Here is a 21,707-nt window from a genome sequence, read left to right as displayed (position 1 = left end):
TCGACTCAGCCGAAGACGTACTTGGCGGCGTGAGAGAAGCCATAGTCAATCAGAGTCACCAGGCCGATCATGATGACCACGAAGATGATCACCACGGTGGTGTACGTCGTGAGCTGGTTGCGACTCGGCCAGACGACCTTGCGCAGTTCCGCGACGATCTGGCGGTAGAAGAGCGCGAGCCGCTTGAGCGGGCCCTTCTTGCCTCGTTTGCCGCCCTTGCGGGACTTCTTCTTGGAGTCCGGCGCCTCGTCCTGGGCATCAGGCATGTCGATGGAGCCCACGGCGTCCGTCACTCGTCCTCACCTGATTCCGGGTCGTGGCCGTGCCGCGCCCGGTTGGAGCCGCACGGCGGTGCATTGCTGTACGTACATGCGCACACATCCTGGCGATGGAGTGTGTAGCAGGGCCGGAGGGACTTGAACCCCCAACCGCTGGTTTTGGAGACCAGTGCTCTACCAATTGAGCTACGACCCTTTGTTCGTCCCCCAACGTACCGCATCCGCCCGAGTGCTTGGTGTGCACCGGATGATCGCGGCCGCTGAAGGCCAACGAGGTGAGAGTGTACGTGCTCACGGGCCGGGCGTCGAACAGAAAGCACGTCCGGACTGATGTTCAGGCCGTGGAGCGGACTGGCGTTCAGGGCGTGGACCGGTCCGGTTCAGTCCGTGAAACCCCTGTGCCCGGGAGGTTTCCGGTCTGGAACGATGGGGGTCATGAGCGCTGCAACCCCTCCCACCGAGCGCCGGGTCTCCGCCCGAGTCGGCGCGATCTCCGAGTCCGCGACCCTCGCCGTGGACGCCAAGGCCAAGGCCCTCAAGGCCGCCGGGCGTCCCGTGATCGGCTTCGGCGCGGGCGAGCCCGACTTCCCGACGCCCGGCTACATCGTCGACGCCGCCGTCGAGGCGTGCAAGAACCCGAAGTTCCACCGCTACACGCCGGCGGGCGGGCTGCCCGAGCTGAAGGCCGCCATCGCCGCGAAGACGCTGCGCGACTCCGGCTACGAGGTCGACCCGTCGCAGATCCTCGTCACCAACGGCGGCAAGCAGGCCATCTACGAGGCCTTCGCCGCGATCCTCGACCCGGGCGACGAGGTCATCGTCCCGGCGCCGTACTGGACGACGTACCCGGAGTCGATCCGGCTGGCCGGCGGTGTCCCGGTCGAGGTCGTCGCCGACGAGACGACCGGCTACCGCGTGACGGTGGAGCAGCTGGAGGCCGCGCGCACCGAGAAGACCAAGGTCGTCCTCTTCGTGTCGCCGTCGAACCCGACGGGGGCCGTGTACAGCGAGGCCGAGACCGAGGCCATCGGCACGTGGGCCGTCGAGCACGGCCTGTGGGTGCTGACCGACGAGATCTACGAGCACCTCGTCTACGGCGACGCCGTCTCGGTGTCCCTGCCGGCGCTGCTGCCCGAGCTGCGCGACAAGTGCATCGTGGTCAACGGCGTGGCGAAGACGTACGCCATGACCGGCTGGCGGGTCGGGTGGGTCATCGGCCCGAAGGACGTCGTCAAGGCGGCGACCAACCTCCAGTCGCACGCGACGTCCAACGTGTCCAACGTCTCCCAGGCGGCGGCGCTGGCCGCGGTCTCCGGCGACCTGGACGCCGTGGCGAAGATGCGCGAGGCCTTCGACCGGCGCCGCCAGACCATCGTGCGGATGCTCAACGAGATCGACGGCGTGCTCTGCCCCGAGCCGGAGGGCGCGTTCTACGCCTACCCGTCGGTGAAGGCGCTGCTCGGCAAGGAGATCCGCGGCAAGCGTCCGCAGGACTCGGTCGAGCTGGCCGCGCTCATCCTGGAGGAGGCCGAGGTCGCGGTGGTGCCGGGCGAGGCGTTCGGCACGCCGGGGTACCTGCGGCTGTCGTACGCGCTCGGGGACGAGGACCTCGTCGAGGGCGTGAGCCGGATCCAGAAGCTGCTGGCGGAGGCGCGGGACTGACGGCCGCGTCCGCTTCGCGGGGCCACCTCTCCACGTCGAGGGGTGGCCCTGTTTGTTTGTGCGAGCAAGACCACGTACGGGGAAAGTGCTGTCCGGCCGGGCGTGTCGTACGGCAGGATCACGGAATGGAGCGTGTACGTGATGTCTCTGAACTGCCCAAGGCCCATCTCCACCTGCACTTCACCGGGTCGATGCGGCCCACCACCCTGCTGGAACTGGCCGACAAGCACGGCGTGCGGCTGCCCGAGGCGCTGACCGAGGCGCTGGGCCGCGGGGAGTCGCCGAAGCTGCGGGCGACGGACGAGCGGGGCTGGTTCCGCTTCCAGCGGCTGTACGACGCGGCGCGGTCGTGCCTGCAGACGCCGGAGGACATCCAGCGGCTGGTGCGGGAGGCCGCGGAGGAGGATCTGCGGGACGGCTCGGGGTGGCTGGAGATCCAGGTCGATCCGACGTCGTACGCGCCGCGGCTGGGTGGGCTGATCCCGGCGTTGGAGATCATCCTGGACGCGGTCGAGACGACGGTGCGGGACACCGGGATCGGGATGCGGGTGCTGGTCGCCGCGAACCGGATGAAGCACCCGCTGGACGCGCGGACGCTGGCGCGGCTGGCGGTGCGGTACGCGGAGCGGGGCGTGGTGGGCTTCGGGCTGTCGAACGACGAACGGCGCGGTATGGCCCGGGACTTCGACCGGGCGTTCGCGATCGCGCGGGACGGGGGGCTGCTGAGCGCGCCGCACGGGGGTGAGCTGACCGGGCCGTCGTCGGTGCGGGACTGCCTGGACGACCTGGAGGCGGACCGGATCGGGCACGGGGTGCGGGCGGCGGAGGATCCGCGGCTGCTGAAGCGGCTGGCGGACCGGCAGGTGACGTGCGAGGTGTGCCCGGCGTCGAACGTCGCGCTGGGCGTGTACGAGAAGCCGGAGGACGTGCCGCTGCGGAAGTTGTTCGAGGCGGGGGTGCCGATGGCGCTGGGCGCGGACGATCCGCTGCTGTTCGGGGCGCGGCTGGCGGCCCAGTACGAGATCGCGCGCGAGCACCACGGGTTCACGGACGCGGAACTGGCGGAACTGGCACGCCAGTCGGTACGGGGCTCGGCGGCACCGGAGAAGACCAAGGCGGAGCTGCTGGCGGGGGTGGACGACTGGCTCGCGGCGTAGGCCTGCGGCGGCTGTGCGGTTCGGTGGGGGTGCGGGTTCGGTGGGGGTGCGGGTGCGATTGCCTGCGGCGCCTGTGCGGGGTGGGTGGGGGTGCGCGTAGCGCCGTGCGTGGTGGGTGGGTCGGGGCCGCGCCGGGGGGGGGTGTCCGTCCTCGGAACGGCGCGGAATCGGTCGGCCACAGAAGTGGACTCCGTTGACGCGCCAACCGCTGCGGGCGGACACCCCCCGACACGTCCCCTTCTCGCCGTACGCGGCTGCCCCGCCGCGTCGCCCTCTGCCAGCTGCGGGCAGTCGCCACGCCCCCCAGCTGCGGGCAGTCGTGCCGCTGGGGCGGCACGGGTGGGCGCAGCGGCACCCCGCCGGCGCCGGGCCGCGCTCTCCCCGCGCCCGCACACACCCCGCGGCACCGGTCGACGCCGGGACGCGCCACCGCCCTAGAGGGCGACGCCCACCGTCACCGGCTCGTTGACCAGCGTCACCCCGAAGGCCTCGTGGACGCCGGCGACGACCTCGCGGGCCAGCGCCAGCAGGTCCTCCGTGGTCGCCTCACCGCGGTTGGTCAGGGCGAGGGTGTGCTTGGTGGAGATGCGCGCGGGACCGGCACCGTAGCCCTTGGTGAAGCCCGCCTTGTCGATCAGCCAGGCCGCGGAGGTCTTGACGCGGCCCTCACCGGCCGGGAAGGCGGGCGGCTCGGCGGTGTCACCGAGACGCTCGGCGACGCGGGAGCGGAACACCGCGAACTCCTCGTCCGTGAGGATCGGGTTGGTGAAGAAGGACCCGGCCGACCAGGTGTCGTGGTCCGAGGGGTCCAGCACCATCCCCTTCCCCGCCCGCAGCTTCAGCACCGTCTCCCGTGCGGTCGCCAGCGGCACCCGGTCGCCGGCCTCGACGCCGAGGGCGCGGGCCGTCTCGGCGTAGCGCAGCGGCGCGGAGAGGCCCCCGGCGTCCTCCAGCCCGAAGCGGACCCGCAGCACGACGTACCGCTCGGGCTCGGCCTTGAAGCGGCTGTGGCGGTAGGAGAAGGCGCAGTCGGCGTTGGAGAGGGCGACGGTCTCACGGTTGCGGCGGTCGTACGCCGTGACCTCGGTGATCGTGGCGGAGACCTCCTGGCCGTACGCGCCGACGTTCTGGATCGGGGTCGCGCCGGCCGAGCCGGGGATGCCGGCCAGGCACTCGACGCCCGCCAGGCCCGCCTCGACGGTGCGGGCGACCGCGTCGGTCCAGATCTCGCCGGCGGCCAGTTCGAGCGTCGTGCCGTCGAGGCGGAAGCCGCGCGTGGCGATGTGCAGGGCGGTGCCGTCGAAGCCCTTGTCGCCGATGACCAGGTTGGACCCGCCGCCGATGAGCAGCAGCGGGGTCCCGGTGTCGTCGGCCTCGCGGACGGCGGCGATCACCTCGGCGTCGGTCGTGGCCGTGACCAGCCGGGTCGCGGGCCCGCCCAGACGGAAGGTGGTCAGCGGGGCGAGGGGGGCGTCGTGGAGTTCCTGCACGCGCTCAAGACTACGAGACGGCGCCGACAGCCCGGCGCAGCGGGAAGCGCGGGCTGCGGCGCCGCGGCCGTCAGGCCAGGCGTACGACCGCCCGGGACATGCCGAGGACCTTCTGGCCCGCGCTGGTGGCCAGGAGGTCGACGCGGACGGTGTTGTCGTCGAGCTTGGCCGCCACCTTGCCGCTGACCTCGATCACGGCACCCCGGTCGTCGTTGGGGACGACGACGGGCCTGGTGAAGCGGACGCCGTACTCCACGACCGAGCCCGGGTCGCCGGTCCAGTCGGTGACCACGCGGATGGCCTCGGCCATGGTGAACATGCCGTGCGCGATGACGTCCGGCAGGCCCACCTCCTTGGCGAACTTCTCGTTCCAGTGGATCGGGTTGAAGTCGCCGGAGGCACCCGCGTACCGCACGAGCGTGGCGCGGTCCACGGGGAAACTCTGCGCGGGCAGTTCGGTGCCGACCTCGACGTCGCTGTAGGCGACCTTCGACGGCACGGGGCGCGTCACGGATTCCGTCATGGGTCCTCAGGCCTCCTCGGCCGCGCGGGCCACGAGCTTGGTCCAGGCGGTCACGACGCGCTCCCCGGCCTCGTCGTGGACCTCGCCGCGGACGTCCAGGATGTCGTTGCCGGCCATCGACTTGACCGCCTCGATGGTCGAGGTGACGGTGAGCCGGTCACCGGCCCGCACCGGGCGGACGTAGGCGAACTTCTGGTCGCCGTGCACCACCCGGCTGTAGTCCAGCCCGAGCTGCGGGTCCGCGATGACCTGACTGGCCGCCTTGAACGTGATGGAGAACACGAAGGTCGGCGGAGCGATCACGTCCGGGTGACCGAGCGCCTTCGCGGCCTCCGGGTCGGTGTACGCGGGATTGGCGTCCCCCACGGCCTCCGCGAATTCACGGATCTTCTCCCGGCCCACCTCATAGGGCGCGGTGGGCGGGTAACTCCGCCCCACGAACGACTGGTCGAGCGCCATGGACCTCGCAACCTCCTGCTGTTGCTACTGCTCTTCGTACGTGTGACAACGACACGAGGCCGCCCCCAGGTTTCGGGGACGGCCTCGTGTACGAGCCTGATTTATCGCGTTTCGCGGTGCGCGGTGTGCGCGTTGCAACGCGGGCAGTGCTTCTTCATCTCCAGTCGGTCCGGGTTGTTACGCCGGTTCTTCTTGGTGATGTAGTTCCGCTCCTTGCACTCCACGCAGGCCAGCGTGATCTTCGGGCGGACGTCGGTGGCAGCCACGTGAGTGCTCCTTGACGAACGGATTGATGGTATTAACGCAGGAAAGAGTAGCCGATTGAAGGACCGACCCCGCAATCGGCTACTGAGAGTAGCGGTGACCGGACTTGAACCGGTGACACAGCGATTATGAGCCGCTTGCTCTACCGACTGAGCTACACCGCTGTGATGCGATCGGGCCCCGCCTCGCGACGGGAACCTCTCACACCAGAGCCCCAAAACGGAATCGAACCGTTGACCTTCTCCTTACCATGGAGACGCTCTGCCGACTGAGCTATTGGGGCGAGCGATGAAGACATTACACGGTCGCCCGCCGTTCGCCCAAATCCGTTTCGCCGACCCTGCCCCGTCCCGTCCCGGCCGCTTCCGGACGGGCCGGGACGGGCTGAGACGGGACGGACGGCGCCGGTACGACTATTGCGCTCCTCCGCGCCACGGGCTGATCACCGTCCTAGGCTTCGACTCACTCTGCGTGATCTTGCGTCCCCCACTGCGCAGCCCCGAGCCCAGAGGAGAGCGCGATGCCCGACAGTCAGCCGCAGCCCTTCCACTCGCCCTCCTCCTCGGGCTCCGCCGGCCGCGGCTCGCTCCTGCTCACCGGGGCCCGGCTGGCCGACGGCCGGAGCGTGGACGTACGGCTCCACGGCGGGCGTATCGAGGCGGTGGGCACGGCCGGCAGCCTGACCCCACACCGCGTGCCCGGCCCCGCCGGCCGGGCGGAGACGGGCGGTCACCTGGACCTGGGGGGTTACCTGCTCCTGCCCGCCCCCGCCGATCCGCACGTCCACGCCGACACGGCGCTCACGGCCGACGTCCCGGGCCCCGTCTCCTACGACCCCGAGGACGTCCAGCGCCGGGTCACCGAGGCGGCCCTGCTCCAGCTCGGACACGGCGCCACCGCGCTCCGGGCGCACGTGCGGGTGGGCGACGTCGCCGGGCTCGGCGCGCTGACCGCCGTGCTGCGGACCCGGCGCTCGTTGCGCGGGCTCACCGGGCTGACCGCGGTGGCGATGCCGCGGGTGCTCACCGGGGTGGCCGGTGCCGACGGCCTGGCGATCCTGCGCGACGCCGTCAAGATGGGCGCGGACGTGGTGGGCGGGTGCCCGGACCTCGACCCCGATCCGACGGGGTACGTGGAGGCCGTCCTGGAGGTCGCCGCCGAGCACGGCTGCCCGGTCGACCTGCACACGGACGCCGCCGACCCGGCGCGGCTGGCCCGGCTCGCGGCGATGGCGGGCGGGCTGCGGCCCGGGGTGGCCGTCGGCCCCTGCGACGGCCTGGGCCGGCTCCCCGCCGAGGTGGTCTCCCGGGCCGCGGACCAGCTCGCGGCGGCCGGGGTGACGGTGGTCTGTCTGCCGCAGGGCGCCTGCGGGGCCTCCGACCGCCCCGACGGCACGGCTCCGGTACGGCTGCTGCGGGCGGCCGGGGTGCGGGTCACCGCGGGGAGCGGCGCGCTGCGGGACGTGTCCAACCCGGTCGGGCGGGGCGACCCCCTGGAGGCCGCGTACCTGCTGGCCTCACGGCACGGGCTGCGCCCCGGGGAGGCGTACGACGCGGTGAGCGCGGCGGCACGGGCGGCCCTCGGCCTGCCCGAGGTGCGGGTGGAGGCGGGCTTCCCGGCCGAACTCGTCGCCGTACGCGGGGACCGGCTGGCGGGCGCGCTGTCGCTGGCGTACAGCCGGATCGTCGTGCACCAGGGGCGCGTGGTGGCGCGGACCAGCGCGGTACGGGAGTACGGCGACTCCAGCACCGCGCCCGACCTGGGGCTGCCCCGGCAGGGGCGCAGCGGGCGCGGACGGCCGGACGGGCTCGGCGGACAGGGCGGGCCCGGCGACACGGCCTGAGGGCCGGCCGGGGCCCGGGGGCGAAGTCGTGGGGCGGGGGCGGCCGTCGGGGCGTACGGTCGAAGACATGCGCATTGTCATCGCTGGTGGTCATGGTCAGATCGCGCTGCGGCTGGAGCGGTTGCTCGCCGGGCGCGGTGACGAGGTGGCGGGCATCATCCGCAAGGCGGAGCAGGCCGACGACCTGCGTGCGGCGGGCGCCGAACCGGTCGTGCTGGACCTGGAATCGGCCTCGGTCGACGAGGTGGCGGAGCGGCTGCGGGGCGCCGACGCGGCGGTCTTCGCGGCGGGGGCGGGCCCCGGCAGCGGGGCGGCCCGCAAGGACACGGTGGACAAGGCGGCCGCGGTCCTCTTCGCGGACGCGGCGGTCCGGGCGGGCGTACGGCGCTTCCTGATCGTGTCGTCGATGGGCGCCGATCCCCGCCACCAGGGGGACGAGATCTTCGACGTCTACCTGCGCGCCAAGGGCGAGGCCGACGCCTACGTCAGCTCGCTGGACGCCCTGGACTGGACGGTCCTGCGCCCCGGCGCCCTGACGGACGACGCGGGCACGGGCCTCGTACGCCTGGAGGCGCGCACCGGCCGGGGCCCGGTCCCGCGCGACGACGTCGCCGCCGTCCTGGCGGAACTGATCGACACCCCGGCCACCAACGGCCTGACCCTGGAGCTGATCAGCGGTTCGGCGCCCGTGTCGGTGGCGGTCAAGGCGGTGGCCGGGAACTGAGGGCGGGGGCCGGCAATCAGAAAAGGGGGAGCTGTCCGGGGAAGTCGGGGACGACGTACCCGTCCAAGGACGGCTGCACCGCTCCCAGTTGCGCCGGCCGGCGCGAACCGGGACAGGACACCAGTTCGCCGTTCCCCCGTGTGCCGGGCGGGTCGTGGCGCGCGTACCGCCCCGCGACCACGGCGATCTCGCGACGGCACTCGGGGCAGGTTCTGCGGCGGGAGGACGAGGCCATGACCCCAGTCTGCCCCGCCGCCCCCGGCCCACGGACCCACTCATGACGAAGGGCCCCGTGACCTGCTGTTCGGGCAGGTCACGGGGCCCTTTCGTTCCCGTGTGGCGGCGCCAGGATTCGAACCTGGGAAGGCTGAGCCGGCAGATTTACAGTCTGCTCCCTTTGGCCGCTCGGGCACACCGCCGGGGTTCGCTGCTCGTCGTACCGCTTTGGGGCGGTGCTCCGTGGCAACGACGTAAACAATACCCGATGTGGAGGGGTGCTTCGCCACCCGATTGATCGCGGCCGGGGCAGCGCCGGGTGGCTAGGCTTGGGCGGATGCGGTCGAGGACCCTGCCGGGCCCGGCGGCCGCCGACGTATGCCGGTACGGAGCCGATACGCGGCCCGACACGCACCCAGATACAAGGAGCCACAGGACATGGCCGACTCCAGTTTCGACATCGTCTCGAAGGTCGAGCGGCAGGAGGTCGACAACGCCCTCAACCAGGCCGCCAAGGAGATCTCGCAGCGCTACGACTTCAAGGGTGTGGGCGCCTCGATCTCGTGGTCCGGGGAGAAGATCCTCATGGAGGCCAACTCCGAGGACCGGGTGAGCGCCATCCTCGACGTCTTCCAGTCCAAGCTGATCAAGCGCGGCATCTCGCTCAAGGCTCTGGACGCGGGCGAGCCGCAGCTCTCCGGCAAGGAGTACAAGATCTTCGCGTCGATCGAGGAGGGCATCTCCCAGGAGAACGCGAAGAAGGTGGCCAAGATCATCCGCGATGAGGGGCCCAAGGGTGTGAAGGCCCAGGTGCAGGGCGACGAGCTGCGCGTCTCCTCGAAGAGCCGGGACGACCTGCAGACCGTCATCTCGCTGCTGAAGGGCCAGGACTTCGACTTCGCTCTGCAGTTCGTGAACTACCGGTGAGGCACTGCCGGTGACGCGCTGAGCCGGTGACGCGGGGCCTGCGAGCGGGCCGCGTCGGCGGAGAGAACGGGAGAGGGCGGACACCTGTGGTGTCCGCCCTCTCCCGTTCTGTTTCGTCCGGTGCCCGTGTGTTCAGTTGCGCGAGTTGCCGAACAGGAGCCGGTAGGCGACCAGGAGCACCAGCGAACCGCCGATCGCCGCGGCCCAGGTCGCGCCGTCGTAGAAGTCCTTGCTGACCGGGTGGTCCAGCCAGCGGGCCGAAATCCAGCCGCCGATGAACGCACCGGCGATGCCGATGAGGGTGGTGCCGACGATCCCGCCGGGGTCGCGGCCCGGCAGCAGGAACTTGGCGATGGCTCCGGCCAACAGTCCGAGGATGATCCAGCCGATGACGGTCATGCCGTGACCCTGCCCTTTCTCGCTGTGCCCACACTGTGCCAGTGCTGCGGGCCAGTTCCTCCGTGATGTTCATGTCCTCTGCCGGAGAGGACGTTCCGACCGGGCCGGGTGGTTGCGCCCGTCGGCGGGGCGGGGCAGGCGGGGCACACGGCACCGGGGCGGGGCCGGGATTGCTCCCGCCCCGGGCGACCGCTTCGTCACCAACCGGTGCGCTGCGTCGGTCCCGCCGTGAAGGGCTGGTCCGTGCGCACGATCTCGCGGCCCATCGGGAGCAGCGAGACGGGGATCAGCTTGAAGTTGGCGATGCCGAGCGGGATGCCGATGATCGTGACGCACAGCGCGATGCCGGTGACGATGTGGCCGAGCGCCAGCCACCAGCCGGCGAGGACGAGCCACAGCACGTTCCCGATGCAGGAGGGGGCTCCCGCGTCGCGCCGCTCGACCGTCGTGTACCCGAAGGGCCACAGGGCGTAGACGCCGATGCGGAAGGCCGCTATGCCGAAGGGGATGCCGATGATCGTGATGCAGAGCAGCGCGCCCGCGAACAGGTAGCCGAGGAACAGCCAGAAGCCGCTGAGCACGAGCCAGATGACGTTGAGGATGGTCTTCACTGCTGACGACCTGCCATGTTTTCGAGCCGGGCGATTCGCTCCGCCATCGGCGGGTGGGTGGAGAACATCTTGGACAGTCCCTGCCCCGGGCGGAAGGGGTTGGCGATCATCATGTGGCTGGCGGTCTCGAGCCGGGGCTCCGGGGGGAGCGGGAGCTGCTTGGTGCCCAGTTCCAGCTTGCGCAGGGCGCCGGCCAGGGCGAGCGGGTCGCCGGTCAGCTGGGCGCCGGAGGCGTCGGCCTCGTACTCCCGGGAGCGGCTGATGGCCAGTTGGATGACGGTGGCGGCGAGCGGACCGAGCAGCATGATGAGGAGCATGCCCAGCAGGCCGGGTCCGTCGTCGTCGTTGGACCGGCCGACGGGGATGAGCCAGGCGAAGTTGACCAGGAACATGATCACGGAGGCGAGGGCACCGGCGACGGAGGAGATCAGGATGTCCCGGTTGTAGACGTGGCTGAGCTCGTGCCCGATGACGCCGCGCAGCTCCCGCTCGTCGAGCAGACGCATGATGCCCTCGGTGCAGCACACGGCCGCGTTGCGCGGGTTGCGGCCGGTCGCGAAGGCGTTCGGCGCCTCCGTGGGCGAGATGTACAGGCGGGGCATCGGCTGGCGGGCCTGGGTGGAGAGCTCGCGGACCATGCGGTACAGCGCCGGGGCCTCGAACTCGCTCACCGGCCGGGCGCGCATCGCGCGGAGGGCGAGCTTGTCGCTGTTCCAGTACGCGTACGCGTTGGTGCCCAGGGCGACGAGGACGGCGACGACGAGCCCCGCTCGGCCGAAGAAGCTGCCGATGACGATGATGAGCGCGGACAGTCCCCCGAGGAGTACTGCGGTCCTGAGCCCGTTGTGCCGGCGGTGCACGGTACGCCCTCCAAGTCGTGCAGCAGGGGAACCCTTTGCTTGCTGGTCTCGCTCGCTGTGGTTGCTTCCTGGTCTCCGGATGCCACCGGTGCCGTGGTGACATGTCCAGTGGACCCTTCCGTACTGGTCAACGCCAGGCGAGGGCCACCAGTTCCCCGGCGCCCCGCGCGGGGCGTGTGGGCCGTACGGGTGACCGCCGTGGCGGGCTCCCCGCGCGTGTGGAGGCCGGGTGCCGTACGCGCGCGTGCCCGGCGGCGGCGCTCAGAAGAGTCCGGTGCCGGCGAACCGCAGGATGAGCTGGGGCGCTCCGGAGAGGGCGACGGCCACCACCGCTGTCACGGTGATCGCGGCGGTGAGGGGGGCCGGGACACGGTGCCCGGCGGTCGCCTCCTCGGGTGCCCGGAACAGCAGTGCCGTCCATTGGAGGTAGTAGAAGAGCGCGATCGCGACGTTGACGGCCATGACGACGGCCAGCCAGCCGAGTCCGGCGTCGACGGCCGCGGAGAACACCGTGACCTTGGCGAAGAGCCCGATGACGCCGGGCGGCAGTCCGGCGAGGCAGAGCAGGAAGAAGGCCAGGAGCAGGGCGGTGAGGGGGTTGGCCGCGTACAGGCCGCGGTAGTCCTCGACACGGTTCGCGGCCCGGGTGCGGCCCACGAGGGCGGCCACCGCGAAGGCTCCGAGGTTCACCGCCGCGTACATGAGCGCGTAGGCGACGGTGGAGCCGACCGAGCGTTCGGGGTCGTCGGAGTACGCGGCGGCGGCGATCGGCACCAGGAGGTAGCCGGCCTGGCCGACGGACGACCACGCGAGCAGGCGTACCGCGCTGTACGCGCGCGTGGCCTGCTGCCGGAGGGCGCCGACGTTGCCGACGGTCATGGTCAGGGCGGCCAGTGCCGCGAGCGCGGGGCCCCAGGCGTCGGCGTAGGACGGCAGGGCGACGACGGTGACGAGGATGAGGCCCGAGAAGCCGACCGCCTTGCCGATCACGGACAGGTAGGCCGCGATCGGCAGGGGTGCGCCCACGTAGGTGTCGGGCACCCAGAAGTGGAAGGGCACGGCGGCCGTCTTGAAGGCGAAGCCGACGAGGGTGAGGACGACGCCGGTCTGGGCCAGGGTGGTGAACTGCCCGTCGACGTGCTGGATGCGCTCGGCCACCTGGGTGAGGTAGAGGGTGCCGGTGGTGGCGTAGAGGAAGCTGATGCCCATGAGGCTGACCGCGGTCGCGGTGACCGAGGACAGGAAGAACTTCAGGGCCGCTTCGGAGGACCTGCGGTCGCCCTGCCGGAGGCCGACGAGGGCGAAGGCGGGCAGGGAGGCGACCTCCAGGGCGACGATCAGGGTCGCGAGGTCGCGGGAGGCGGGCAGGAGGGCGGCGCCGGCCGCGGAGGAGAGCAGCAGGAACCAGAACTCGCCCTCGGGCAGCCGCCGGTCGGCGTCCTTCACCGCGGTGACCGACAGCAGGGCGGTGAGCAGGGCGCCGCCGAGGACCAGGAACTGGATGGCGAGGGCGAAGGTGTCCGCGGTGTAGCTGCAGACGCCGGCCTCTCCGCTCTGGCAGAACGTCGAGCGGTCGTCGTTCACCAGGGGCAGCAGCATGAGGGCGGCGGCCGCGAGTCCGGCGACCGAGATCCAGCCGAGCAGGCCCTTGCGGGCGTCCTTGACGAACAGGTCGGCGACGAGGACGACGAGTGCCACGACCGCCGTGATGGTGGGCGGCGCGATGGCGAGCCAGTCGACGGACTGGACGACGCTCTGGGCCAGGGGCTGGGCCGGGAAGCTCATCGGGTGCCTCCTGAGAGGAGCTGCTGCACGGCCGGGTCGGTCAGCCCGAGCAGGGTTCTGGGCCACAGTCCCGCGACGACGGTGAGGGCGACGAGCGGGGTCCAGGCGGCGAACTCGTACGTGCGCACGTCGGCGAACGTCGGCTGCGGGGCGTCCTGCCGTACCGCGCCCATGCAGACGCGGCGGACCACGATCAGCATGTACGCGGCCGTCAGCAGGGTGCCGAAGGCGGCGATCGCCATGAAGGTGAGGAAGGCGGGGCGGCTGAGGCCGTCGTGCGGGTCGAAGGCACCGAACAGGGCGAGCATCTCCCCCCAGAACCCGGCCAGCCCCGGCAGGCCCAGCGAGGCGACCGCGGCGAAGGCGAGCAGTCCGCCGAGCCGGGGAGCCTTGCCGTACAGGGCGTGGCCGGACTCCTCGGCGAGGGTGTCGAGGTCGGTGGTGCCGGTGCGCTCCTTGAGCGCGCCGACCACGAAGAAGAGCAGGCCGGTGATCAGGCCGTGGGCGATGTTGGCGAAGAGGGCGCCGTTGACGCCGGTCGGTGTCATGGTCGCGATGCCGAGCAGGACGAAGCCCATGTGGCCGACGGAGGAGTAGGCGATGAGGCGCTTGAGGTCGCCCTTCGCGCCTCTCCTGGCAAGGGCCAGGCAGGCCAGGGAGCCGTAGACGATGCCGACGACGGCGAAGGCGGCGAGGTAGGGCGCGAAGGTGCGGAAGCCGTCCGGGGCCACCGGCAGCAGGATGCGGACGAACCCGTACGTACCCATCTTGAGCAGGACGCCGGCCAGCAGGACCGAGCCGACGGTCGGCGCGGCGGTGTGGGCGTCGGGCAGCCAGCTGTGCAGCGGCCACATCGGGGTCTTCACCGCGAGCCCGATCCCGATCGCCAGAACGGCGGTGACCTGCACGGACGTGGTCAGCGACCGGCCGTTGTCAGTGGCGAGTGCCACCATGTCGAAAGTGCCCGCCTTGATCCCGATCAGGAGCAGGCCGAGCAGCATGACGACGGAGCCGAGGAGCGTGAAGAGGATGAACTTCCAGGCGGCCCCGGCCCGTCCCGCGCCGCCCCAGCGGGCGATGAGGAAGTACATCGGGATGAGGACCGTCTCGAAGGCGAGGAAGAAGAGGATCAGGTCGAGGACGGCGAAGGTGGCGAGGGTGCCGGACTCGAGGACGAGCAGCAGCGCGACGAACGCCTTCGGGCTCGGCCCGGAGGCCCGCGGCGTCGGCTCGTGTCGCTGCTTGGAGTACGAGTAGAGCGCGCAGAGGAAGGTCAGCAGCGCGGTCAGGACCAGGAGGGGGAGGGAGATGCCGTCGATGCCGAGGTGGATGCGCACGTCGAGTGCGGGGATCCAGCTGATGTCCGTGCTCGCCTGCATCCTCGACGGGTGGTCGTGGTCGAAGCCGAGGACGAGGACGACCGCGGCGGCGAGGACCGCGCCGGTGACGGTGACGCCGTGCCGCAGCACGGCCTGCTCGGGCGACTTCCCCTTCAGTCCGGGCGGGGCCGGCAGAAGGGCGGCGACGGCACCGAGGAGCGGGCCGACGACGAGGAACGCGAGAAGGACCCGCATCACGGACTCGTTGATATCGATCACGCCTGCTCACGCTCCCGTGGCGACGAGGACGGCGGCGACCGCGAGGACGACGGTGCCGGCGAGCAGCGCGCTCACATAGGTCTGCACATTGCCGGTCTGGGCACGTCGTACGGCGGCCCCGAGCAGCCTCGGCAGGGCGCCCGCCGCGCGGACGTAGGTGTCGACGACCTCCCGGTCGAGGAACCGGACGAGGCTCGCTCCGGCCAGGACCGGGCGGACGAAGAGGGCCGAGTACACCGCGTCCAGGTGGAAGCCGGCGGCCGCGTGCCGGTGCACCGGGCCCAGCAGGAGCCGTCCCGGGTCGGACGGGTCGGGGGCAGAGGCGAGGTTGCCGTAGGCGGGCCGGTGGCTGGCGATGACCTCGGCCTCCACCAGGGCGGCGTCGCCCTCGGGGTGGGCCGCGACCGCGCCGAGCGGGGTGCGGTCCGCGAGCGCCGTGGTGTGCCGCCAGGCGGCGTAGGTGACGATGCCGCCCACCAGGGCCACTCCCGTGCCGAGCACGGACGTGGTCAGGGCGGGGGTGAGGTCGTTGTCGTCGAACCAGTCGGGCAGCAGCCGGAAGGTGAGTCCGCCCAGCGCGAGTGAGGGGACGGCGAGCACCCAGAGCACGGCGTTCATGGCCACCGGCTGCCGGCCGTGGTCGGGGGCCTCGGCACCTGTGCCGCGGAAGGCCAGCAGCCACAGACGGGTCGCGTACGCGGCGGTGAGCAGGGCCGTGATCAGGGCGGCGACGAGGACGGTCCAGCCCGCGGCGGCGGGTGCGTGCCCGGTGTGGCCGGTGGCCACGTGCTCCGCGGCGCCGAGGACGGACTCCTTGGAGAAGAAGCCGCTGAAGGGCGGGATCGCGGCGAGCGCGAGCAGGGCCACGGTCATCGTCCAGAAGGCGTCCGGGACACGGTCGCGCAGGCCCCGCATGCGGGACATGGCGGCCAGCGAGTTGGTGCCGGCGGCGTGAATGATCACGCCGGCGGCCAGGAACAGGAGCGCCTTGAAGGCGCCGTGGGACAGGAGGTGGAAGACGGCGGCGCCCCGGTCGCCCGTGGCGAGGGCGCCGGTCATGTACCCGAGCTGTCCGATCGTCGAGTAGGCCAGGACGCGTTTGATGTCGTCCTGGGCGAGGGCGGCGAGGGCGGAGCCGACCATCGTGACGGCGGCCATGACGGCGAGGACGACCATCGCGGCCCGCGAGGCCTCGAAGAGCGGAAGGAGCCGGGCGACGAAGTACACGCCGGCGGCGACCATGGTCGCCGCGTGGATCAGCGCGGAGACGGGCGTCGGGCCCGCCATCGCGTCGGGGAGCCAGGTGTGCAGCGGGAACTGCGCGGACTTGCCCGCCACACCGGCCAGGAGCAGCAGCGCGATCACCGTCGGGTGGCCGACCGATCCGCCGGCCACCGCGCCGAGGATCTCGGTGATGCGGAAGGAGCCCGCCTCGGTGGCCAGCGCCAGCAGACCGATCAGGAAGGGGACGTCGCCGAGCTTGGTGACCAGGAAGGCCTTGAGGGAGGCGGCGCGGGCCTCCGGGGTCTCCCAGTAGTGGCCGACCAGGAAGTACGAGCAGATGCCCATGACTTCCCAGCCGACGAGCAGCACCATCAGGTCGCCGGAGTAGACGACGAGGAACATGGCGGAGGTGAACAGGGAGACGAGCGCGGCGTACGAGGCGTAGCGCGGGTCGTCGCGCAGGTAGCCCGTCGAGTAGATCTGCACGCAGGTGGCGACGGTGCCGACCAGGACGGCGACGAGGGCGGCGAAGCCGTCGATGTGCAGGGCGAGTTCGACGGGGACCGAGCCGGTGGGCGTCAGTTCCGTGACGGCGTCGACGGCCCGGCCGCCGCCCTGGCGGGCCATGACGAGGACGGCGAGGACGAGGGCCGCCAGCGTGGGCAGGACCGCGAGGGGACGGACGAATCCGGGCGCCGACCGGCCCAGCAGGAGGCCCGCGGCTGCCCCGAGGAAGGGAAGGAGGGGGACGAGTACGGCGAGGGTGGTCGTGGTCACGCGGTGGCCTCAGCCTTCTCGCCGGCCGCCCCGGTCGCGAGGGTGTCGGTGTCGGGGCCGTCCGGCTCGCGGCCCTCGGCGGTGTCGCGGAGCCGGTCGATGTCCGAGGTGCCGCGGTTGCGGTGGACGGCGAGGACGATCGCCAGGCCGATGCCGATCTCGGCGGCCGCGACGGCGATGGTGAACAGGGTGAGGGCCTGGCCGGAGTGCAGGGTCTCCTCGGCGGCCTTGCTGAGCCAGACGTCGAAGGCGACCAGGTTGAGGTTGACGGCGTTGAGCATCAGCTCGACGGACATCAGGACGAGGATCGCGTTGCGGCGGGCGAGGACGCCGTAGAGGCCGGTGCAGAAGAGGAGGGCGGACAGGACGGCTGGATAGGCGAGGTGCATCAGCGGACACCGCCCTTGTCGGCACCGTGGGCGGCTGGCGGGCCGGCGGCGGGCGGGCCGGCGGTGCGCTCCGCCTTGGCCCTGCGGGACAGGACGATGGCGCCGACCAGGGCGGCGAGGAGGAGGACGGAGAGGGCCTCGAAGGGCAGGACCCAGTTCTGGAAGAGGCTCGCCCCGGTGACGGCGGTGGAGCCGGCGGCCGGGCCGTCCAGGTCGATCCAGGTGGCGCGGAAGGCGTCGACGACGACCCACACCAGGGCCGCCGCGGAGGCCGCGGCCACGGTGAGGGCGGCCCAGCGGTTGCCGGAGTCGGCGTCCGGGGACCGGCCGACGGGTGCCCTGGTGAGCATCAGGCCGAACAGGAGGAGGACGACGACGGCACCGACGTAGATGAGGACCTGGACCCAGGCGATGAACTCGGCGGTGAGCAGCAGGTATTCGACGGCCAGGCCGCCGAGGGCCACCACCAGCCACAGCGCCGCGTGCACGAGTTGGCGGGTGGTGACGGTGAGGACGGCGGCTCCGAAGGTGACGAGGCCGACGAGGAGGAAGGCGATCTCCACGCCGGTCGGGGACAGGAATCCGTGGGACGCGGCGGCGAGGGTCATGACCCGTCCTCCTGCCCCGTCCGGTCCTCCGCCTGCTGCTGCGCGGCGAGTCTGTCGGCGGCCTTGCGGGCGGCGGCGAGTTCCTTGGGCTCCTCCGCGCCGGGGTCGAGGGCGGGCGGGGCCGGCACGGTCCACATCCACTCGCGCAGCTTGTCGCGCTCGTGGGTGAGGTCGCGGATGTCGGTCTCGGCGTACTCGAACTCCGGGGACCAGAACAGGGCGTCGAAAGGACAGACCTCGATGCAGATGCCGCAGTACATGCACAGGGCGAAGTCGATGGCGAAGCGGTCGAGGACGTTGCGGCTGCGCTCGCGTCCGCCGGGGGCGGCCGCCGGGACCGTCTCCTTGTGGGAGTCGATGTAGATGCACCAGTCGGGGCACTCGCGGGCGCACAGCATGCAGACCGTGCAGTTCTCCTCGAACAGGCCGATCACGCCGCGGGTGCGGGGCGGCAGTTCCGGCTGGGCGTCCGGGTACTGCTCGGTGACGGTCTTCCGCGTCATCGTGCGCAGGGTGACGGCCAGGCCCTTGGCCAGGCCGGAGCCGGGGACGGGGGGCATGGTTACTGGATCACCACCTTGACGACGCCGGTGAGGGCGATCTGGGCGAGGGAGAGGGGGACGAGGAGCGTCCAGGACAGTTTCTGGAGCTGGTCCTCGCGCAGGCGGGGGTAGGTCACGCGCAGCCAGATCACGACGAAGGCCAGGACGGCCGCCTTGAGCAGGGTCCACACCCAGCCCAGGCCGTCGGCGCCCCAGGGGCCGTGCCAGCCGCCCAGGAAGAGCACGGTGGTCAGACCGCACAGGACGACGATCCCGGCGTACTCGGCGAGGAGGAACAGGGCGAAGCGCAGGCCGGTGTACTCGGTGTAGGCGCCGAAGATGATCTCCGAGTCGGCGACCGGCATGTCGAACGGGGGCCGCTGCAGCTCGGCCAGACCGGCGACGAAGAAGACGACCGCGCCGACGATCTGCCAGGGCAGCCACCACCACTCGAAGGCGTCGAGGATGCCGACGAGCGAGACGGTGCCGGCCGCCATCGCCACGGAGGCGGCGGTGAGCAGCATCGGGAGTTCGTAGGCGAGGAGTTGGGCGGCGGTGCGCAGGCCGCCGAGGAGGGAGAACTTGTTGGCCGAGGACCAGCCGGCCATGAGCGAGCCGAGGACGCCCACGCCCATGACGGCCAGGACGAAGAAGACGCCCGCGTCGACGACCTGCCCGACGGCGCCCTCCCCGGGACCGACGGGAACGGCCAGAAGGACGAGGAGGTACGGCAGCAGGGCCACGGCCGGGGCGAGCTGGAAGATGCGGCGGTCCGCGTCGGCGGGGACCACGTCCTCCTTCTGCGCGAACTTCACGCCGTCCGCGACGAGCTGGGCCCAGCCGTGGAAGCCGCCCGCGTACATCGGGCCGAGGCGGCCCTGCATGTGCGCCATCACCTTGTGTTCCGTCTGACCGACTATCAGGGGGAAGGTGAGGAAGACGACGAAGACGATCAGGAGGCGCAGGGTGACGTCGAGCACGTCGTTCACTGCGGGCCTCCTGGGGGGTTCGGGGGGTCACGGGGGACGTCGGTGTCGTCGGCGGTGTCGGGGTCCGGGTGGGCCTCGGGCGCCTCGGCGTCGTCCGGCTCCTCGGGGGCGGCCCCGGGCTCGTCGAACGCCGGGCGGGCGTGGTGCCACGGGGCGTCCGGGCTGCGCGGTGCCGAGGGCGTCGGCTTCGGCGCCGGTTTTTCGGCGGGCGCCGGCGGGGTGCCGGTCCCGTCGCCGCTGCGGGGGGCGCCGCCGGAACCCGCGTCGTCCTGCTGCCGGGACTCCGGTGCCTCCCGCCGGCTCGCCGAGCCCTGGGACGCGCTCCGGTTGCGCCGGGGGCGGGCGGTACCGCCGACGTCCCGCCGCCCGGCAGCGGCGTCGGCGGCGGTGGCACCGGCGGCGGGCCCGTCCGTCGGGACGGTGGACGATGCGTCCGTCGGGGCGGTCGACGGAGCGGGGGACGAGGCGTCCGTCGGCCCGGCCGCCCGCTGGGACGCGGAACCCTGGCTCGCGCTGCGCGCACGCCGGGGCGGGCGCGGCTCCGGGGCGGCCTGGCCGGCCGAGCCCTCGGCCGCCGTACGGGAGCGGCGCGGCGCGGCCGGGGCCTCGCCGCCCGGCGCCGACACCGCCGCCGACGCCTCGGCCGCCGTACGGGTACGCCGGGCCGGGCGCTCCCCCGCCGTCCGCCCCGCGCGGGCCGGAGCGGGAGGGAGCTGGCCCTTCGACGGGCCCCACTCGTTGGGGTCGGGGACGCCCGGCGGCAGCATCTGGCGGCGACGGGGGCCGCCGTGTTCGGACTCGCCGGGCTCCTTGGCCCCGGGCCAGGCCTTGGCGACGCGGGCGGCGAGGACGAAGTCCTTGCGCAGCGGGTGGCCCTCGAAACCCTCCGGCAGGAGCAGGTGGTCGAGGGCGGGGTGGTCCTCGAAGGCGACCCCGAACATCTCGTGGGTCTCGCGTTCGTGCCAGGCGGCGCCCGCGTACACGCCCACGGCGGTGGGCAGGACCGGGGCCTCGTGCGGGACGGTCGTGCGCAGCAGCAGCCGGCGTACGGGTCCCAGCGCGGCGACGTGCGCGGCGACGCGGAACCCGGTGCCCGGTTCGTCGACCGCGCTCAGCCAGTCGAAGTAGGTGCAGCCCAGGCGGTCGCGCGCCGTCTCCAGAGCGGTGATCCAGGAGGCGGGCGGCACGTCGACGGTCAGGAGGTCGTACGCCTCCTCCGCCGTGGCGTCCGGGCCGAAGAGTTCCTCGGCGCCGGCGGGCAGCCAGCCGGCCGCGGTCATCGCCCCTCCCCCGCGTCGGAGGACGGGGCGGGCGGTCGCACCAGCCCGCTGCGCAGCGCGGCCGTCGACGGCCGGGGCGAGGCGCCGTACCGCTCCCCCAGGGACTCGCGCGCGATCTTCTCCTGGAGCTTGAGGATCCCCTGGAGCAGCGCCTCCGGACGCGGCGGGCAGCCGGGGACGTAGACGTCGACGGGGATGATCTGGTCGACGCCCTTCGTCACGGAGTAGGAGTCCCAGTAGGGGCCGCCGCAGTTGGAGCAGGCTCCGAAGGAGATGACGTACTTCGGCTCGGGCATCTGCTCGTACAGGCGCTTGACGGCCGGAGCCATCTTGTCGGTCACCGTGCCGGAGACGACCATCAGGTCGGCCTGGCGCGGGCCCGGCGCGAAGGGGATGACGCCGAGCCGGATGAAGTCGTGGCGGGCCATCGACGCGGCGATGAACTCGATCGCGCAGCAGGCGAGGCCGAAGTTGAAGACCCAGAGCGAGTAGCGGCGGCCCCAGTTCAGGACGACCTTCATCGGCTCCGGGGCGAGGCGTGCGAGCGTGCCCAGACGCTTGGGCTCGGGCAGCGGCACGGGCCCGGGAGCGGGTGCGGGTGCGGGACCGGAGGGGTTCACGTCCATGACAGGACGCCCTTCTTGTATGCGTACAACAGGCCCACGGCGAGGAACCCGAGGAAGACGAACATCTCCACGAGGGTCGTGGCCCCGTAACCAGGGTCGGCGAAGACCGTCGCCCAGGGGAAGAGGAAGATCGAGTCGACCGCGAAGACGACGTAGAGGAAGGCGTAGACGTAGTAGCGGACCTGGGTGTGCGCCCAGCCCTCTCCGACGGGGTCGACGCCGCACTCGTAGGTGAGCAGCTTCTCGGGGGTCGGGACCACCGGTCGCAGCAGGCGTCCGGCGCCGAAGGCCACGGCGACGAAGAGCACCCCGACGACGGCGAGCAGGCCGACGACCGAGTAGGACCGGAAGTAGTCCGCGGCGAGCCCGACGGTCGCATCGGCGGTGGTCACGGCGCCGGCGGTCGCGTCGCCGACGGTCGGTTCCGGCACGTGCGCCCCTCACTCCCTGTCGTGAACGTCGTGACCGTCCTGGAC

At 72.1% G+C, this 21,707-nt stretch carries 24 protein-coding genes and 4 tRNA genes; 5 read left to right on the top strand and 23 right to left on the bottom strand.

All coding sequences use genetic code 11. The annotated features are described in order from the left end of the window. Window positions 1-5: 5 nt before the first annotated feature. Entirely contained in the window at window positions 6-293 is a 288-nt protein-coding gene (gene secE / locus Sdi02f_RS07960) for a preprotein translocase subunit SecE (protein ID WP_007443916.1), read from the bottom strand. Window positions 294-401: 108 nt separating this feature from the next. After that, window positions 402-474, bottom strand: a tRNA-Trp gene (locus Sdi02f_RS07955). 239 nt (window positions 475-713) lie between these two features. Between Sdi02f_RS07955 and Sdi02f_RS07950 the strand changes: the two genes are divergently transcribed. Next, window positions 714-1,940, top strand: a complete 1,227-nt coding sequence (locus Sdi02f_RS07950) for a pyridoxal phosphate-dependent aminotransferase (protein WP_108933005.1) — start codon at window positions 714-716, stop codon at window positions 1,938-1,940. Window positions 1,941-2,065: 125 nt separating this feature from the next. Beyond that, window positions 2,066-3,097: an adenosine deaminase gene (locus tag Sdi02f_RS07945; protein WP_030400185.1), complete on the top strand. Its 1,032-nt coding sequence runs from the start codon at window positions 2,066-2,068 to the stop codon at window positions 3,095-3,097. 434 nt (window positions 3,098-3,531) lie between these two features. On the opposite strand, the gene Sdi02f_RS07940 is transcribed toward Sdi02f_RS07945, so the two are convergent. From Sdi02f_RS07940 to Sdi02f_RS07915, 6 genes are all read right to left on the bottom strand, one after another. Then, window positions 3,532-4,587 carry a UDP-N-acetylmuramate dehydrogenase gene (locus Sdi02f_RS07940; protein ID WP_031083316.1) on the bottom strand — a complete coding sequence of 352 codons (1,056 nt, stop codon included), beginning with the start codon at window positions 4,585-4,587 and terminating at the stop codon, window positions 3,532-3,534. A 70-nt stretch (window positions 4,588-4,657) separates the two neighbouring features. Then, window positions 4,658-5,110: a MaoC family dehydratase gene (locus tag Sdi02f_RS07935; protein ID WP_370592288.1), complete on the bottom strand. Its 453-nt coding sequence runs from the start codon at window positions 5,108-5,110 to the stop codon at window positions 4,658-4,660. A gap of 6 nt (window positions 5,111-5,116) precedes the next feature. Next, entirely contained in the window at window positions 5,117-5,569 is a 453-nt protein-coding gene (locus tag Sdi02f_RS07930) for a MaoC family dehydratase N-terminal domain-containing protein (RefSeq protein ID WP_030400182.1), read from the bottom strand. Between the two features lie 101 nt (window positions 5,570-5,670). After that, entirely contained in the window at window positions 5,671-5,835 is a 165-nt protein-coding gene (gene rpmG / locus Sdi02f_RS07925; RefSeq protein ID WP_003948671.1) for a 50S ribosomal protein L33, read from the bottom strand. Window positions 5,836-5,924: 89 nt separating this feature from the next. Then, a tRNA-Met gene (locus tag Sdi02f_RS07920) sits at window positions 5,925-5,997 on the bottom strand. A 46-nt stretch (window positions 5,998-6,043) separates the two neighbouring features. Beyond that, window positions 6,044-6,116, bottom strand: a tRNA-Thr gene (locus tag Sdi02f_RS07915). Window positions 6,117-6,353: 237 nt separating this feature from the next. On the opposite strand from Sdi02f_RS07915, the gene Sdi02f_RS07910 reads away from it, so the two are divergent. Together Sdi02f_RS07910 and Sdi02f_RS07905 are read left to right on the top strand one after the other, a co-directional pair. Further along, window positions 6,354-7,676 (top strand): amidohydrolase family protein, encoded by a 1,323-nt coding sequence (locus Sdi02f_RS07910; protein WP_053638088.1) that lies wholly within the window; start codon window positions 6,354-6,356, stop codon window positions 7,674-7,676. A 67-nt stretch (window positions 7,677-7,743) separates the two neighbouring features. After that, window positions 7,744-8,400, top strand: coding sequence for an NAD(P)H-binding protein (locus Sdi02f_RS07905; protein WP_031083321.1), 657 nt, complete (start codon window positions 7,744-7,746; stop codon window positions 8,398-8,400). Window positions 8,401-8,416: 16 nt separating this feature from the next. Here the strand turns inward: Sdi02f_RS07905 and Sdi02f_RS07900 are convergent, their stop codons facing one another. Together Sdi02f_RS07900 and Sdi02f_RS07895 are read right to left on the bottom strand one after the other, a co-directional pair. Next, window positions 8,417-8,635 carry a hypothetical protein gene (locus tag Sdi02f_RS07900; protein ID WP_030400179.1) on the bottom strand — a complete coding sequence of 73 codons (219 nt, stop codon included), beginning with the start codon at window positions 8,633-8,635 and terminating at the stop codon, window positions 8,417-8,419. A 102-nt stretch (window positions 8,636-8,737) separates the two neighbouring features. Next, window positions 8,738-8,819, bottom strand: a tRNA-Tyr gene (locus Sdi02f_RS07895). 235 nt (window positions 8,820-9,054) lie between these two features. Here Sdi02f_RS07895 and Sdi02f_RS07890 point away from each other — a divergent pair. Continuing rightward, window positions 9,055-9,543, top strand: coding sequence for a YajQ family cyclic di-GMP-binding protein (locus Sdi02f_RS07890; protein WP_030400178.1), 489 nt, complete (start codon window positions 9,055-9,057; stop codon window positions 9,541-9,543). A gap of 132 nt (window positions 9,544-9,675) precedes the next feature. Here the strand turns inward: Sdi02f_RS07890 and Sdi02f_RS07885 are convergent, their stop codons facing one another. The 13 genes from Sdi02f_RS07885 to Sdi02f_RS07825 all read right to left on the bottom strand — a co-directional run bounded on the left by Sdi02f_RS07885 (window position 9,676) and on the right by Sdi02f_RS07825 (window position 21,662). Then, complete coding sequence (locus Sdi02f_RS07885) at window positions 9,676-9,942, bottom strand: GlsB/YeaQ/YmgE family stress response membrane protein (RefSeq protein WP_030400177.1); 267 nt, start codon at window positions 9,940-9,942, stop codon at window positions 9,676-9,678. A gap of 197 nt (window positions 9,943-10,139) precedes the next feature. Next, entirely contained in the window at window positions 10,140-10,553 is a 414-nt protein-coding gene (locus tag Sdi02f_RS07880; protein ID WP_030400176.1) for a YccF domain-containing protein, read from the bottom strand. After that, window positions 10,550-11,413, bottom strand: coding sequence for a zinc metalloprotease HtpX (gene htpX, locus Sdi02f_RS07875; RefSeq protein WP_030400175.1), 864 nt, complete (start codon window positions 11,411-11,413; stop codon window positions 10,550-10,552). Before htpX ends, Sdi02f_RS07880 begins: the two co-directional genes overlap by 4 nt. Window positions 11,414-11,674: 261 nt before the next feature. Beyond that, a complete protein-coding gene (locus Sdi02f_RS07870) occupies window positions 11,675-13,198 on the bottom strand; it encodes an NADH-quinone oxidoreductase subunit N (RefSeq protein WP_108933004.1) in 1,524 nt (507 codons plus the stop codon). Further along, entirely contained in the window at window positions 13,195-14,796 is a 1,602-nt protein-coding gene (locus tag Sdi02f_RS07865; RefSeq protein WP_108933003.1) for an NADH-quinone oxidoreductase subunit M, read from the bottom strand. The genes Sdi02f_RS07870 and Sdi02f_RS07865 overlap by 4 nt, the downstream gene beginning before the upstream one ends. Window positions 14,797-14,802: 6 nt before the next feature. Beyond that, window positions 14,803-16,797: an NADH-quinone oxidoreductase subunit 5 family protein gene (locus tag Sdi02f_RS07860; RefSeq protein WP_030400172.1), complete on the bottom strand. Its 1,995-nt coding sequence runs from the start codon at window positions 16,795-16,797 to the stop codon at window positions 14,803-14,805. Continuing rightward, entirely contained in the window at window positions 16,794-17,186 is a 393-nt protein-coding gene (gene nuoK / locus Sdi02f_RS07855; protein ID WP_108933002.1) for an NADH-quinone oxidoreductase subunit NuoK, read from the bottom strand. Before nuoK ends, Sdi02f_RS07860 begins: the two co-directional genes overlap by 4 nt. Then, complete coding sequence (locus Sdi02f_RS07850; RefSeq protein ID WP_055467494.1) at window positions 17,186-17,794, bottom strand: NADH-quinone oxidoreductase subunit J family protein; 609 nt, start codon at window positions 17,792-17,794, stop codon at window positions 17,186-17,188. The genes nuoK and Sdi02f_RS07850 overlap by 1 nt, the downstream gene beginning before the upstream one ends. Then, window positions 17,791-18,354, bottom strand: a complete 564-nt coding sequence (locus Sdi02f_RS07845) for a NuoI/complex I 23 kDa subunit family protein (RefSeq protein WP_030400169.1) — start codon at window positions 18,352-18,354, stop codon at window positions 17,791-17,793. The genes Sdi02f_RS07850 and Sdi02f_RS07845 overlap by 4 nt, the downstream gene beginning before the upstream one ends. A gap of 2 nt (window positions 18,355-18,356) precedes the next feature. Further along, window positions 18,357-19,325 carry a complex I subunit 1/NuoH family protein gene (locus Sdi02f_RS07840; protein WP_030400168.1) on the bottom strand — a complete coding sequence of 323 codons (969 nt, stop codon included), beginning with the start codon at window positions 19,323-19,325 and terminating at the stop codon, window positions 18,357-18,359. After that, on the bottom strand, window positions 19,322-20,605 hold the full coding sequence (locus Sdi02f_RS07835; protein WP_108933001.1) for an NADH-quinone oxidoreductase subunit C: 1,284 nt from the start codon (window positions 20,603-20,605) through the stop codon (window positions 19,322-19,324). The genes Sdi02f_RS07840 and Sdi02f_RS07835 overlap by 4 nt, the downstream gene beginning before the upstream one ends. Further along, window positions 20,602-21,231 (bottom strand): NADH-quinone oxidoreductase subunit B, encoded by a 630-nt coding sequence (locus tag Sdi02f_RS07830; protein WP_030400166.1) that lies wholly within the window; start codon window positions 21,229-21,231, stop codon window positions 20,602-20,604. Before Sdi02f_RS07830 ends, Sdi02f_RS07835 begins: the two co-directional genes overlap by 4 nt. Further along, a complete protein-coding gene (locus Sdi02f_RS07825) occupies window positions 21,222-21,662 on the bottom strand; it encodes an NADH-quinone oxidoreductase subunit A (RefSeq protein WP_030400165.1) in 441 nt (146 codons plus the stop codon). The genes Sdi02f_RS07830 and Sdi02f_RS07825 overlap by 10 nt, the downstream gene beginning before the upstream one ends. Window positions 21,663-21,707 lie beyond the last annotated feature (45 nt).

The sequence above is a fragment of the Streptomyces ardesiacus genome, from assembly GCF_003112575.1.
Lineage (GTDB): Bacteria > Actinomycetota > Actinomycetes > Streptomycetales > Streptomycetaceae > Streptomyces > Streptomyces ardesiacus.
The sequence above is the reverse complement of the archived record's forward strand: the minus strand, read 5'-3'. Positions and strand labels throughout refer to the sequence as shown.

Coding starts and splice junctions, on each gene's coding strand:
- Sdi02f_RS07950 (WP_108933005.1), top strand. CDS start 714: ATGAGCGCTGCAACCCCTCCCACCGAGCGCCGGGTCTCCGCCCGAGTC.
- Sdi02f_RS07945 (WP_030400185.1), top strand. CDS start 2,066: ATGGAGCGTGTACGTGATGTCTCTGAACTGCCCAAGGCCCATCTCCAC.
- Sdi02f_RS07935 (WP_370592288.1), bottom strand. CDS start 5,110: ATGACGGAATCCGTGACGCGCCCCGTGCCGTCGAAGGTCGCCTACAGC.
- Sdi02f_RS07930 (WP_030400182.1), bottom strand. CDS start 5,569: ATGGCGCTCGACCAGTCGTTCGTGGGGCGGAGTTACCCGCCCACCGCG.
- Sdi02f_RS07910 (WP_053638088.1), top strand. CDS start 6,354: ATGCCCGACAGTCAGCCGCAGCCCTTCCACTCGCCCTCCTCCTCGGGC.
- Sdi02f_RS07905 (WP_031083321.1), top strand. CDS start 7,744: ATGCGCATTGTCATCGCTGGTGGTCATGGTCAGATCGCGCTGCGGCTG.
- Sdi02f_RS07900 (WP_030400179.1), bottom strand. CDS start 8,635: ATGGCCTCGTCCTCCCGCCGCAGAACCTGCCCCGAGTGCCGTCGCGAG.
- Sdi02f_RS07890 (WP_030400178.1), top strand. CDS start 9,055: ATGGCCGACTCCAGTTTCGACATCGTCTCGAAGGTCGAGCGGCAGGAG.
- Sdi02f_RS07885 (WP_030400177.1), bottom strand. CDS start 9,942: ATGACCGTCATCGGCTGGATCATCCTCGGACTGTTGGCCGGAGCCATC.
- Sdi02f_RS07870 (WP_108933004.1), bottom strand. CDS start 13,198: ATGAGCTTCCCGGCCCAGCCCCTGGCCCAGAGCGTCGTCCAGTCCGTC.
- nuoK (WP_108933002.1), bottom strand. CDS start 17,186: ATGCACCTCGCCTATCCAGCCGTCCTGTCCGCCCTCCTCTTCTGCACC.
- Sdi02f_RS07850 (WP_055467494.1), bottom strand. CDS start 17,794: ATGACCCTCGCCGCCGCGTCCCACGGATTCCTGTCCCCGACCGGCGTG.
- Sdi02f_RS07845 (WP_030400169.1), bottom strand. CDS start 18,354: ATGCCCCCCGTCCCCGGCTCCGGCCTGGCCAAGGGCCTGGCCGTCACC.
- Sdi02f_RS07835 (WP_108933001.1), bottom strand. CDS start 20,605: ATGACCGCGGCCGGCTGGCTGCCCGCCGGCGCCGAGGAACTCTTCGGC.
- Sdi02f_RS07830 (WP_030400166.1), bottom strand. CDS start 21,231: ATGGACGTGAACCCCTCCGGTCCCGCACCCGCACCCGCTCCCGGGCCC.